6 protein-coding genes are annotated in these 14,033 nt (G+C 57.3%); 3 read left to right on the forward strand and 3 right to left on the reverse strand.

What is annotated here, in order from left to right:
- Positions 1 to 200 precede the first annotated feature (200 nt).
- On the forward strand, positions 201 to 7,241 hold the full coding sequence (locus tag RHP74_RS03425) for a TcdA/TcdB pore-forming domain-containing protein (protein ID WP_311097830.1): 7,041 nt from the start codon (positions 201 to 203) through the stop codon (positions 7,239 to 7,241).
- 75 nt (positions 7,242 to 7,316) lie between these two features.
- On the opposite strand, the gene RHP74_RS03430 is transcribed toward RHP74_RS03425, so the two are convergent.
- Positions 7,317 to 7,913 carry a MarC family protein gene (locus tag RHP74_RS03430; protein ID WP_010463905.1) on the reverse strand — a complete coding sequence of 199 codons (597 nt, stop codon included), beginning with the start codon at positions 7,911 to 7,913 and terminating at the stop codon, positions 7,317 to 7,319.
- A gap of 258 nt (positions 7,914 to 8,171) precedes the next feature.
- Between RHP74_RS03430 and RHP74_RS03435 the strand changes: the two genes are divergently transcribed.
- Together RHP74_RS03435 and RHP74_RS03440 are read left to right on the forward strand one after the other, a co-directional pair.
- On the forward strand, positions 8,172 to 8,963 hold the full coding sequence (locus tag RHP74_RS03435; RefSeq protein WP_083375142.1) for a hypothetical protein: 792 nt from the start codon (positions 8,172 to 8,174) through the stop codon (positions 8,961 to 8,963).
- Between the two features lie 57 nt (positions 8,964 to 9,020).
- Positions 9,021 to 9,743 (forward strand): hypothetical protein, encoded by a 723-nt coding sequence (locus tag RHP74_RS03440; RefSeq protein WP_311097832.1) that lies wholly within the window; start codon positions 9,021 to 9,023, stop codon positions 9,741 to 9,743.
- Between the two features lie 21 nt (positions 9,744 to 9,764).
- Here RHP74_RS03440 and RHP74_RS03445 read toward each other — a convergent pair whose 3' ends face one another.
- Entirely contained in the window at positions 9,765 to 12,551 is a 2,787-nt protein-coding gene (locus RHP74_RS03445; protein ID WP_311097834.1) for a response regulator, read from the reverse strand.
- Between the two features lie 99 nt (positions 12,552 to 12,650).
- Positions 12,651 to 13,946, reverse strand: a complete 1,296-nt coding sequence (gene purD, locus RHP74_RS03450) for a phosphoribosylamine--glycine ligase (RefSeq protein WP_083375139.1) — start codon at positions 13,944 to 13,946, stop codon at positions 12,651 to 12,653.
- Positions 13,947 to 14,033: the final 87 nt, after the last annotated feature.

Here is a 14,033-nt window from a genome sequence, read left to right on the forward strand (position 1 = left end):
TTTTATCGCATAGTATTTTTTGGGTGGGCAGCTTGGACAGTGTTTTTTGCCTGCTGTTTCAGTGGTTAGCGTATTAGCAATGCCAGTGCTTTCGGCGCTGGTTTTAAATATCAGTTCAGGTTCGCAAACATCGACGGATGGAGTGTGCGCGACGCTGTGGGCTACGTGTATTTCAAGTTTGTTATAAGGGCATGGATGTGATGAATCAATATCAGGGATCAAACACGGCGGGTAAGTCGTTTCTTCAGTATTTCAGACTCGATGATATTCAAGCACTCTCGAACGAGTTTCGCGCCGCGCCGGAATATGAAGCGCTGGTTGGCTATTACTCAGCGTGCGCAAAAGATCAGCCATGGGCTGACCAGATGGCGCCATTGTTATTGCTCAAAGAGACGCTCGACTCACTGATTGGCCAGCGCGCCGGACCGATTTCCGCCGCGTTGGCCGACCTCTCTGCGCGGCTTGAAAACTATACAAACCGGTTGGTCCAGACCGTGCGAATGTTGAATCCGGTTGCGCCCGAAGTGCCGAAAATAATGCACTTCGTTTGGGTCGGCGGGAGCGCGGTTGGCGCTATTCAGCGAGACTACATCAATATATGGAAGGCGGTCATGGTCAAGGAAGGCCATACGTTCAACCTCTGGTACGACAGTGATGCAGTACTGGCCTTCGAGATGAATCGAGTGATCCTGGAAAGTGCCAGGGCGCATGCCATGGAGTCAGGGGGAGCCACTATCGCCACGCCTGTGGAGCTGGCCCGGATGATCGAACATCGAGCCCGGGTGCTGAAAATGCAAATGTCGGCTCACCTCAGGCAGGAGCGCTGGGCCGGAAAGGCGGATGAAGCGCGTATTGATCTGATGGTTCGCGCCTATGGCAAGGACGAAGCCACCCTCATTGCGTTCAGACAAAAATGCCTGGACAGCCACTTGGCCATGGTTGATCAACATCTGCGGTTACGCGACGTGCGTGAGGTCTTCAAAGAACACTCGTTATGGGATGTCTATGAGCGCGAAGTGGCAGGGCGAGGCAACTTTGCTGCGGCCAGCGATGTGGTTCGCCTGCAGGTCGAAGCACTGGAGGGCGGTCGCTACAGTGATGTGGATTACTTGCCGCAACTGAAAAACGTATTGGGCGGAGTCGATATTACGGCGTTCGATGAAAGTGCGCGAATTGGCGTATTACAACTCCTGCTCAATAACAACGAATCGCTGATGCCAGGGCGCGACCCCAGTCGATACCCTGACCGCACAATGAGTATTCCTGAACAGCACAGGACAGCATTAAACGAGTTTGCACTGCAGCGTCCGGGGCCCTCCGACATATTTTCTGCGCCGGGCAATAGTCAAACGCCCACGGACGGTATTCGCATGGCCATCCAGATCAACAGTGAAATGAACTCTCATATCGTCGCGCATGCCGGCGCTGGCTCGACCCAGGCGATTATCGAGTTGATCAGGTTCAACTACGACTTCCTGTCAGAGTTTGAGTCTCGATTGAACGCAACGGCTGTGGACTGGAGCGACAGCGCAGCCGTACAAGATATTCTCGTGGCGATGGTGAATGAAAAGATTGCCGAGGTGCCTGGACTGTCGAAAACGCGCCGAGGGTATTTAGGCAAGCTGGTTAGCGCCATTGGCGCTTACTACAGTGACGGTATTCGTTATGAATCCCGTGGGACCATTGATTTGACCGGGCCTGGGGCGGCGATTACAGGGCTTGAGGAGTATGTGGAAAAGCATCTCCTGTTTGATGGGAAAAACGAAATACGAGACCGATTGAAATTGTCGGATGGCTACAACGTGGCCACCGAAGAAGAGAAGGTTTCTGGCTGGACGATCAACGCTACACCGCAAGAATGGCTGCAAAAAGAACAAGCGAACTGGGCCGACGGCAAATTACAAACACGCTATCAGGGGACTTTTTCCGAGCTGTTGAAAGGGCGCACCATCAGCTTCGAAAAAGGCTGGCCGATCATGGAAGGGCGCCCGGTTTTGTTGACCGCCATCCTGCAGCGCTGGATGGATGAGTTAGGGGAGCCCTTCATCCGTGCGATGAACGAAAAGCTCAGTGGTGAGTTGAATTTCGCTAAACCTTTTTCCCTGGACTTTGATGACCGGCAAAGGATTCTGAACCAGCCTGTAGCCGAGCTACCGGTTTCCCATGGTTTCTATCCGATTGGCAATCTGAATGAAATGATCGTTCGCATCGGTCATGGGACTATGCCGCTCGATCAGTTGAGTCCGGTACATCGGGTGGTGCTCGGTGGCCTTTTCGGCGCATCGACGCTGGACGAAACCGGTTTCGCCGACGCCTGGCAGCAGCTCGGCGCGCTCGCGGAAAGTACGGCCGACCGGGGTATATCCGAGCGGTACATGTCTATCGAGCAGGTGTTGCTTTCGCTCAAAAGTCCCGAGTTTGAAACGGCGTTTGCCGCCGTCAAAACGCCAGTTGACCCCACCACGGAGAGCGCTCAGGTACTCAAGATTCTTTCATTCGAGAATTCGTTGACGCTTCGTCAGTGGGGCGAAAGCGTGGCTCGCATCAGGCACCAGACGGACTACGAGCTACGCCGATACATTCTCCAGCGCAGTGCCTCGGTGCGAAAAACGCTCCTGGAGGCGGGCGCATCCATGAGCAAGTTAATGCCTCAGGGGTTGCTGGTCAGGGGTGATGGCGATCCCGGCAGGCGCTGTTATCCACTGGCGCTGCTGATGGCGGCGGCGACTCATCGGGGCCGCGATGCGGTCCAGGCACTGAGCGGCAGACTGGCCAATGCGCATTTCTCGCCCGGTGAAAGTGATACCCATGCATTTCTTCAGGCGCTCGACGAGTTGCGCGCCATACCCCAGGCTGATTTTGGCGACAAGCTCGGCCCGTTGAGTTTCGATGGCATCTTTGAGGTGTTGGCGGCTAAACCTGCACCTTGCACGTTGATGCTCAATACCGAAAACCATTCAATGATGGTGGCCAGGACCGGGACGGCCGAACACAGTAGCTGGTCTTTCTACGATCCCAATTTCGGTGTCTTTGGTTTCGATCGGATAGACCACCTCAAGCTTGGGATGAAGGCCCTGTTCAACACGTCCGACCTGGCCAGACAGTATGCGATCGAGTCGACGGATCGCTCGCCCTTCAATGTGATCGAGCTGGACGGCGATCGCCTCGCCAGCAAGCACTTACCGTCGGAACTGCCAGTGTCGAAGCTGTTGGGCAATGAATCCTTGAGCTCAGGAAAAAGCATCGCACCCTGGTCCCATCACGCCCAATTACGCTCACGCGCGCTGTCTGAAAATGCGCGATTGGGACGGGGTCTTTCTGAACGGGATGCCAGCGTCTGGGCGAGCAAAATCGATCAGGTGACAAACCGGGTGAGATCGGCAAACGGGCTCGGGAGCGAGTACGTCCCTGTGTTCGCAACCCTGCAGGCTCAACCGGATGACGGTTACGCACTGTCGTTCATGGACATCAAAACGCAACAGATCCGCGTGGTGAAAACCAACGAACCGTTTCTCGGGCGAATCAAGTCGTTCCTGGACACGAGTATCGAGTACCTGGCCGGCAGCAACGATGGACATAAACCTGTTGATCCAACGGATGTTTCCGAGGGTAGCCGGCTGAGTTTTGCGTTTGGTTTCCAGGCGTTGATCACCGAACTTCGCAATCGCGATCAACTGGCGCAGCCTGGAGCAGAATCGAACCTGGCCGTCGCCGTTCGCCTTCATGGCTACCTGGGCCATGCACAGTTAGTCCACGGTATCGGCCTCGACACGCTGCAAATGGCGAACCTGGTTCGACAGCTGGTGAACGCCGAGCGAGCGATAGCGGTCAGGACCGCTTCGGCGGGCGGGCGACTCCTGGCGCGAATCGCTGGCCCGGGGTTGGGGCAGGTATTGGGCGTGGTCAATATCGGTTTTGATATTTACGAGTTCTACAACGCCGAAAACCACGAGCAGCAAGCGCGTTTCGGCACTCAACTACTGTTCGATGTCAGTGCGCTTGTGCTCGACGGCGTTGCGCTGGTAGTCGGCGGGACGGCGGGTGCGGTCGCAGGTTTTCTGTCGGTGCCATTGCTTGGCATCGGAATCGGCGTCACGGCGATTGCCGGCAATCTCGGGCAAATCATGGACAAGGCAGAGAAAGTTGCCGAATTGTTTACCCGGTTCAAAACGGCGTACAGCCCGCAGGCTTTCTCGGTCAAGCAAGGGGTCGTATCGATCATGCCCGAGTCGGTGGTGGACACGCTTGATCTTCGCGAAGGGGTCATCGTGTTCGGCAGCCAGGGGCTCTTTCGCTCGCTGGGTGGCTCAGGCCTCCCGCGGCCCGATGGGAACAAACAGAACGCTATTGTCGTTCGAGAAAGCATGGGGCTGCCAAAACAGGTCGCGATTCCTGGCCCGCGTGTTCATGGTCGATTTAACGCTGTGCCGGCAGAGTCGGCCTTGCTGCTTCCGGGTACTCCAAAATGTTATTACGGCTACGAATATCAACTGGGTTCAGATCCGCAGGTCTTTGAGTGGAGCGACCTGCTCCTGAACGTTGTCGGCGGCTCGAGCTTCCTGCCTCGTAAGATGTATCCGCAATATGACGTGTTGCGTGAACTTGAAGACAGGGAAGAAGGTTTTTTCTTTACCCACGCCAGACCTTTCCCGCACATCCTGTACAAACTCAATCCTGTCTATGAGTCCACAAGCATTACCGTGCGCGTTGGAAATGAAACCCGGGCGCTGTACGTTCCTGAATTACCGCGAGAGATGCGGGGCAGGGTTTCTTACCGCATCGACACGCTGAGGGGGGCTTACTCTCTCGCACTTAAACCAGGACTCGTGTCGGTCCACCTCAGCGCACTTCCCGGTGACGGAAGCGTGACCTGGGTGTTGATCGCCGACTGGATCACGCCACAACACATCAGTGTCGGCGCGGCGGGGTTGAACATCGACGGTATCGAGCTGAGCATCGAGGCCGACATCGACGTATATGTTCGAACAAAAAACCTCGAAACCTACCGTGTTGACCGCGAACATCGGCAACTGTACCTGGCGTCACTTCAAGCGGCCGACGGACATTACTCGCAGGCGGAGCTTGACCGTTTGAAGGTGCTTCACCGGCAGCAGCGCATGGGCAATGCCTTAATTCCTGCGGGCAAGTTTCTGCTGCCTTTTGGCAATCCAGAAAAGCCGCAATACACCGCCGGTTGGTACGAAGTGGCAAAGGAACGGTTCGTTTATGGCCGTCAATTCCTGGGTCCGGTCAGCGAGAAACTTCAACTGGCGGCAGTGCAAGACGATCACGCTTACTTCTATCACCCGGATCAACCCCTGATATGGCGCGTCAATGCCGTCACAGGTTTGACCACTTGGCGCTACAGCGTTTTCAATCGTGGAAGTGAAGAGGCGCAGATCATTGGCTGCCTAGATCGGGGCGCTGGCGTTGTTCAAGTCACTCAGCGGGTACGCCTGAGCAAGACCCAGCGTTACCTGGTGATTTATCTGATTCACGGCGAGGAAATCTCGTTGGTCTCGGTATCGAGCGAACCACCTGACTATTTCGATACCTTGAAGGACGTCATTGCCCTGTTACAGCAAGTTGATATTGCGGTTGTTGCTGAAGGCGCCGACGCCGAACGGCAAACGTCCTGGAGACCTGCGTCCTTTGTGACGGTAACGTCCGGCGACCTCGACAAGCCGTCGCTGCCGAGATGGATCAACGGGCAGAGCCACCAACTCCTGACCCCGCACTTGCCCGTCAGCGAAACCACCTCGACGCTGCCCCAGATAAGCTTGCTGCCACCGAATGATCCTGATGCTGCAGCGTTTCTGTTTCACGACGCACACAGTCAAAACCTCTATCACCAACCCTTTACCGGCGATAAGGCACAGCGGGTGCCATTGCCAGGCAGCGTCAAGCTCAGGATCAGCGATGGCGGGTACCTGGTTGTCAATGAGTCCGGGCTGATGTTTGACGTTCGTCAGGACGCGAGCTTTTTCCTTAGCTGCGTGACGGGGGATTGGCTGGATGCCCATCCATTGTGGATGAGCGATCTGGAGGCCCTTGGCAAGGAGCATGCGGTTTCGCTGATTTCGCTTTCCGGATTATCGGACGTCACCGGCCAGGTGCCTGTCTACGCGCGCTACCTGAACAATAAGCTGTTGGTAACCGACCTGATGGCTGAAAAAGGTTGCCGTCTGTTGTCCGTCACTCGTGATGGCAAGCACGCCTGGTTACTTGGCCTGAGCAGCGGCCACCTTTATCGTCAGGCGTTTATCGAGCCTGAGCAGCTGAGCCGCGCGTTCGGCAGTGGCAGGCGGCTGATCAATGCCGACGCGCTGCCACGACCAGAAAAGGTCTGGGGAGCCTGGGCATTTTCTGAAGTGCTGCCTTACGGCACCGGTTTGCGGGGCCGCACTCGGGACGGGGTCAATTTCGAACTGATTGAAGGTGAGCCGGCCCGAATCATCAGTGTCGAGAACGCCTGGTCTTATCGTTACAGGGAGTCGCCTGAAGCGCTGACAAAACGCCTGAACGATTTAGTGTCCGGTCAGGCTCATGCGCCTTTTTTGCCGATTGGCCACTCGACCAACCGTTACGCTTATTACGTACCCGAACTCAATCGTGTCTTTGAGGTTAACGGCAGAGCGGATGGGCAGTGGGCAAACTTCCTCGGGACGAAACAAGGGAGTGTTCCGCTGTTGTTTGATCCGGTGGACGGCGTGATCTTCAACCGCAATACAAAAGAGGTTGTGTGGGTGGCGGCGAACAAGGCCAGTCGAGAGGGGGATGTCATGACGCTGGAGATCGCGGGAGAGGTAAAAGACCTGCTGGCTCTGGTGCCCGACGGTGTCAGTTCATTGATTCTGGGAGGCGCTGAAACGGGGTCGATTTACCACGTGTCGGAGACCGCCTGGCAGCACCTCGATTGCATCGTGGTCGATTGCACTGACTGGCCGGACATTGACGCAATACCCTCGCGGCTGATTCTGGCGACCGGAGCGCAGGATGACTGGCGTGTCGATCGGGCAGACAACCATCTGCTGCTCACCGACCCCGACAACGGCAGCAGCCTGGTTTTTCGTTCGGCACAATCTGAGGAGTGGGCATTGGCCCAGTCGCTGAACCTGAGTGTGCAAGTTCTTGGCAATACCCTTGAGGTCAGCATCCATGAACTGTGGCAAACGATGTTCGATCTTGGGGAAAGCAGCCTTGAGTTAAAAGTGCTCGTCGAGAAGTTGAGCTCGGTCTAAAAAACCGAGGGTGGAGATCCGGGTTCCGAACGTTTCGCAACGTTGTCAATTCACAACGTTGCGCTCCCTGGCTGATCAGGGCACCAGGTAACCTTTTACGCCCGTGAAGATAATCTGTGCCGCCAGCGCGCACACAAACAATCCCATCAGCCGGCTGACAATCTGCAAGCCCTGGTCACCGAGAATCCGTTCGATGCGGCTGGACAAATAAAGGACCACGCCAACCGTAAAGCTGGCCAGGGCAATGCTGAGAATGGCCGTGAGTTTATCGTCCCAATGTGGCTGGCTCACGCCCATAACCAACAAGGCACCGATGGTGCCGGGGCCGACCGTCAATGGAATCGTCAGCGGGACGATCGTCACGTCTTGCTGCACATTGTCGGTCTGCACCGCCGACTTGCCTTGGGCCATGCCCAGTGCCGAGATAAACAGCACGCTGCCGGCGCCGATGCGGAACGCGTCCACGGTGATGCCGAAGACACTGAAAATCACCCGTCCGAACAAGTACAGCAAGACGCTGGACACCAGCGTGGCGGTGGCCACTTTCCAGGCCAGTCGACGTTGCTCCTTGCGTGAATAACCGCGGGTCAGGCTGATGAAGCAGGACAACACGAAGAACGGGCTGTAGAGCACCAGCATCTTCAGGTAAACGCTGAATAACACGTGGAGCATGGTTTCGGCTCGCATCAGGAGTGAGGATGACGAGGAGTCTATCAGTCAGTTAATTGCTTGTGGGTGTGAGTTGTGACAGGCGCGTCAGTTAATTTTGCGGTTGGGCGCTTTTGTTAGTTGCTTAGGTGTTGTTGTAACTTATGTTTATTGAATGGATATGGTGTTACAGGTTTTAGTTTGTCGTTGTTCGTTTGTTTGGTTATTGTTTTATCGCAAGTTCATGAGGAACTTGTCTGATATTTTTATAAGGAATTCATTGTGTATAATCAAGCTATTCGTGAAAGTTATGTCGCTGCCTGTATTGAAGCGATTGAAGCGTGTGATATCGACGAGCAGATCATTATCCGCCCTCGTGGTCTTATGGTTGTGGGCGACGAGATCGAAGCACCGTCGAAAGGCTCCGTTGTGGGTGAAGGCACGTTGGGCTTTTCTGGCAAGCTCAGTGCTGAAAACAAGTCGGACGCTCAAAACGCCTTTCTCTTTGCATCCCGTGCAGCGAACAAACTATACCCTGAAGAACATCAGGGCAAAGAGTGGTACTTGAGGTTCCGGGAAGTCATGACCCTCGCAGGCTGGACGCCTGTCAGCAAGTACTACAGCGATCTGCACGTCAGCGGCACCAGCGTCCGCATGGACAAACTGGTGCTGGAGATTCTCGGTGCGGTGGTTGCCGGCGTTGCATTGCCTGGTCCGACGACTGCGTTGATGCTCAAGGTGGCGGGTGATGCGATCGCGGCCCTGCAAAAGCGTGACACGGCTGCCCTGACTGTTTATGAGCGAAATCTGCTGGAAAATGGCGTCGGGGGAATCTCGGCAGGTGCGTGTGTCGAAGTCGAGGGTGAGGCAATCATGGCCGTGGGTGCAGTGCGTTTTCTTCGCAAGAACAGCTCCACCCAAGTAATGTTTACGGATGTGGATATCCGAAATGTGAACCTGTATCGCGGCGAAACGGTATTTGCCAAAAACACATTGGTCGCTGATGCAGTCCGTGAGTCCATCAAGAGCAAACTTGTTCCACATAAAGACCAGATCGTAGACATTGATATCTAATTGATCTAAATCGGCAGCCGGTTGTCGGCTGCCTTTTTTATTGTCGAGGGAGTTGATATGAGTTGCGAATATTCTGTGTTGATCGTTGGCGCTTGTGTCGTGATTATTCCGGCTGCGGATGGGGCGGCGCACTATAAGGATCTGGTCGATTCCGTGTTGCTGGCGCAATTGATTGCCAATAAGAAGATTGAAAAAGCCCCGGATGTCGACTGGTACAACGCTTATGTGGAATTTCTGGATGACTACTGGCTGCGACGTACAAGAGCGCGACAGGAATGGCTGATTACCCAGGACAGTGTCGAGTCTGTCAGCGACTGGGTCATTGCAGCGATTTCACTAGGTGCTGTGGATAAAGGAGGCGCTACGGCGGCAACAGTGCAGCGGCTGGCAAGGTTGTCCGGCAACGAGCCCGCAATGGGTTTGCTGCGCGATCACATGCAGAAAATATCCACGGACGAGTCGGGTGATGTTCTTGCGCCCGCAAAGGCTGTGCGTTTGCTGGTGGTTATAGCGCAGACGCCGACATCGCTCACAAGTGTGTACATCGAGCTTAAGACCCGCCAGATCATCAGTGCCAATCCGCTGGCCCAGCGACATCTGGCCGAGGATGTACAAGGCAGCGTTTGCATGCGCTACGCCAGTGCTGACTTGTCCGGAATCCTCTACGGCCCCGTGCGCGACGCCATTGCCTTGAAGATCAGGGACAGGTATCAGGACAACGTCGCGATGTTGACGCTGACCGATGATGCTTCGACCATGGAGAGCTGCGCAGCAGATTGAGTCATGCCGGCGTTGATTGCCCTACACGCCTGCCTGGAGCGTGGAGGTCGTGCGATTCTGCTGATCACGCTGGGCAACCCAATGCTCGATCAGATCGCGCAGTTGCGACAGCTCGACCGGTTTGGCCATGTGCCCGTCCATGCCGGCCTGGCGTGCGCGTTCTTTGTGCTCGGCGAGGATGTGCGCGGTCAACGCCACAACCGGGGTGCGAATCCGCTGGTTGCCGACTTCCCAGGCACGTAACTGCTGGGTGGCAGAGAAGCCATCGAGGATCGGCATTTCACAGTCCATCAGGACCAGGTCATAGCGCTGGGCTTTCATTGCCTGCAAGGCTTCTTCGCCATTGCTGGCGGTGTCAGGTTGCAGGTTGAGCTTGCCGAGCATGCCGCGAATCACCTTGGTCGAGATGTTGTTGTCTTCAGCCACCAGAATGCGGAAATCACTCGGAACCTTGACCGGCAGCGTCGGACCGGAGGGCTGGTACGGCGAGACGGTCGGGCCCTTGTTGCGCTGGTTCAGTTCATCCGCCAGGGTGGTCTTGAGGGTGTAGCCGGCCACCGGTTTGGCGAGGATGCGTTTGATCCCGGAGTTGCGCGCGATGATCTTGCTCGGCGCGTTGCTGATGCCAGTGAGCATGATCAGCAGAATGTCGTGGTTCAGGCTCGGGTCTTCCTTGATCTTGGCCGCCAGTTGCATGCCGGTCATGCCGGGCATGTTCTGGTCGAGCAGGACCACGTCGAAATAATCGCGCAGGTGAGCTTTGGTGCGCAGCAATGCCAGTGCCTCTTTACCGGACGGCACGGCACTGACGTTCAGGCCCCAGGCGCTGCATTGCTGCACCAGCACTTTGCGGCACGTGTCGTTATCGTCCACCACCAGCACACGCGCACCTTGCAGCGGCCCGTCGAGGTCGGAGGTCGGGTGCTCGAGACGATCAGGGTCCAGCGGCAGGGTCAGCCACAACGTGCTGCCTTGGTTGGCGCCAATCTTGATGCCGAATTCGCCCTGCATAAGGCGGATCAACTGACGGGCAATCACTAGCCCCAGGTTGCCGCCCAGGCTGGTTGCCGAGAGGAAATGTTTGCTGTGCAGCTCGGCGTGCATCAGTGCGTCGCGTTCTTCGGCCTCCATCGGCACGCCGCTGTCTTGCACGGCGATGCGCAGGCGCGGTTGGGCGCTGCGTTCGTCAAGGGCGACGACGATCAGGATCTCGCCCTCGTCAGTTTTCTTCAGGGCGTTTTCCAGCAGGCTCAGCAAGGTCTGGCGCAGACGCGTCGGGTCGCCGCTTATGACGCGTGGCACTTGCGGCTGGATGAAACTGATCAGCTCGACGTTCTGCTGTTCGGCCTTGGCGCGGAAGATGCTCAGGCAGTCTTCGATCAAGGCATTGAGATCGAATTGAACGTCGTCCAGTTCTATCTGCCCGGACTCGAGCTTGGAGATGTCGAGTATCTCGTTGATCAGGGTCAGCAGTTCGTTGCCGGCGCTGTGGATCGTCTGCACATAGTCACGCTGCTTGACCGACAACGGTGTGCCCAGCAGCAGTTCAGTCATGCCCAGTACGCCGTTCATCGGGGTACGGATTTCGTGGCTGATCTTCGCCAGGAACTCGGCCTTGGCGTTGATCTCGGCATTGCTGGCCGCCAGGTCGCGACTGACGCTGAAACGATCTTCGGTGATGCTGCGCTGACGTTCGCTCAGCGCAATGCTCATCAGCACGCCGCTGATGCAGATAAACCCCAGCAGCGTCATGATCAAGCCCTGCGGCGCGACCAGCGTCAGCCCCAGCAGGGCCGGCAACATGATCAGCGTGCCAATGTTGAACACGACCATCGCCGCGACGAACAGGCGCGCCGGGCGATAACCTTTTTGCCAGTGATAGGCACTGACGAACAACATGCTCAGACCTGCCAGGGCGACCAGGGCGTAGGTCATGATGTTCAGCGGCAGCGTATTGACGAACAGCAGCAGCAAGCCGCACATCACGATGAACAGAATGTCACCCAGCAGCAGCTTGTTCAGCGGGTGCGGGCCGAGTGGCGCAAAGAAACGATAGGCGAACATCAGGCCGCACGGCGCCGTCAGCAGCAGGGCGAGGTAGGCGCCGGGTGTCTGCACCGCGGGCCAGTTTGGCAGCCAGGGCCCCGCCAGATTCAGCAACAGCAGCAGGCTGAGCATCAACAGTGCTTCGCATGCGGCCAGCCAGAGACTGCTGCGCGAGCGCGTATAGGCGTAGCGGACGAGGCTGTGCAGGATCAGCATCCCGAGGCAACCGAACAGAAGGCCGTAAATCAGCATCTGGTTCTGATTGGCCGCGGTCATGATCGCCGATTGCAGGGTGATGTACGGCCGTAACTGGTGTTCGGACACCAGCCGCAGGTAGACGTCGAGGGGTTTGTCGCTTTGTGGCAGCGGCAACATGAATTCGCTGCTGGGCAGGGGACGGTCAGCCTGGGGCTGCCCGGTGCCAGTGTTCAATTGATCGATCAGCGTGTCGCCGTCGAGCACGTACAGATTGAGGCGCGACAGGTCGGGGGCGAACACTCGCAGCAATTGCTCGTGCTTGCCGGGTGCGAGCCGGAAGCGCAGCCACAATGCACCTTCGGGCTCGGCCGCGGTGAGGCGGTCAAGTTCGATGGGACTGAATTGATTGGTGTAGCGCGCGGAACGGATGTCGCTCAGCTGCAGGTCGCCCTGTTCGTCAAGCAATACCGCCCAGCCACTGCCTTGCGCGGCCTGTGCCGGGAGCATGCAGAGCAAGGTCAGCAGCGTGACAGTGAAACCTATGGCAATCCTGAGCCAGCGCACGGCGAAATCCCTTCGTAGGTTGATGCCAGATTATAACTATGCGCGGCGCCGGAACAGTCCGGCAAGGGCCTGAAGCACAAGCCCTGCCGAACGGATCGCTTATTCCTGATTTTCGCCACGTTCGCGGGCAATGGCACGGTAACCAATGTCCTTGCGATAGAAACAGCCTTCCCAATCAATCTTTGCCGCCAGTTTGTAAGCCTGTTGCTGGGCAGCATCAACGCTGGCGCCCATGGCGGTAGCGCAAAGCACACGACCACCGGCAGTCACCACTTGACCGTCCTTGAGCGCAGTGCCGGCGTGGAAGACTTTGCCTTCCAGTGCGGCGGCTGCATCCAGGCCGTTGATGGCGACGCCTTTAGCGTAGTCGCCAGGATAGCCGCCAGCCGCCAGCACGATGCCGACGCTCGGACGTGGATCCCATTGCGCTTCGACCTTGTCCAGGGCTTGCGCCAGGGCCGCTTCGACCAGCAACACCAGGCTCGACTGCAAACGCAGCATCACCGGTTGGGTCTCAGGATCACCGAAACGGCAGTTGAACTCGATAACTTTTGGGTTACCAGCCTTGTCGATCATCAGGCCGGCATACAGGAAACCGGTGTAGACGTTGCCTTCATCGGCCATGCCGCGCACGGTCGGCCAGATCACCAGGTCCATGACGCGCTTGTGGACTTCAGCGGTCACGACCGGGGCAGGGGAGTAGGCACCCATGCCGCCGGTGTTCGGGCCGGTGTCGCCGTCGCCGACGCGTTTGTGGTCCTGGCTGGTGGCCATCGGCAGCACGTTCTTGCCGTCGACCATGACGATGAAGCTGGCTTCTTCGCCGTCCAGGAACTCTTCGATCACAACGCGCGAGCCGGCGTCGCCGAATGCGTTGCCCGCGAGCATGTCGCGCACGGCGTCTTCGGCTTCGGCCAGGGTCATGGCAACGATCACGCCTTTACCGGCGGCCAGGCCATCGGCCTTGATCACAATCGGCGCACCTTTTTCACGCAGATAGGCCAGGGCCGGCTCGATCTCGGTGAAGTTCTGGTAATCGGCGGTCGGGATCTTGTGGCGAGCCAGGAAATCCTTGGTAAAGGCTTTCGAACCTTCCAGCTGGGCCGCACCGGCCGTCGGGCCGAAGCAATCCAGGCCACGGGAGCGGAACAGGTCGACGACGCCAGCGACCAGCGGCACTTCCGGGCCAACGATGGTCAGGGAAACGTTTTTCTCCGCGAAATCTGCAAGCTGCTCAAGGGCCAGCACGTCGATAGCGACGTTCTCGCACTTGGCTTCAATGGCGGTGCCGGCGTTGCCCGGGGCAACGAATACTTTCTGCACACGCGGATCCTGAGCCACTTTCCAGGCCAGGGCGTGTTCACGGCCACCGCTGCCTATGATCAAAACATTCATTTCAAAAACCTCGGATGACGCTAATTCTGTGGGGGCAGCCTGAGCTGCCTGGCTAACGGTACGCGGCATCCGCCACCACCGAACCTG

Origin of the sequence: Pseudomonas sp. SG20052, from assembly GCF_031766055.1 — a bacterium.
Lineage (GTDB): Bacteria > Pseudomonadota > Gammaproteobacteria > Pseudomonadales > Pseudomonadaceae > Aquipseudomonas > Aquipseudomonas mandelii.

Coding starts and splice junctions, on each gene's coding strand:
- RHP74_RS03425 (WP_311097830.1), top strand. CDS start 201: ATGAATCAATATCAGGGATCAAACACGGCGGGTAAGTCGTTTCTTCAG.
- RHP74_RS03430 (WP_010463905.1), bottom strand. CDS start 7,913: ATGCTCCACGTGTTATTCAGCGTTTACCTGAAGATGCTGGTGCTCTAC.
- RHP74_RS03440 (WP_311097832.1), top strand. CDS start 9,021: ATGAGTTGCGAATATTCTGTGTTGATCGTTGGCGCTTGTGTCGTGATT.
- purD (WP_083375139.1), bottom strand. CDS start 13,946: ATGAATGTTTTGATCATAGGCAGCGGTGGCCGTGAACACGCCCTGGCC.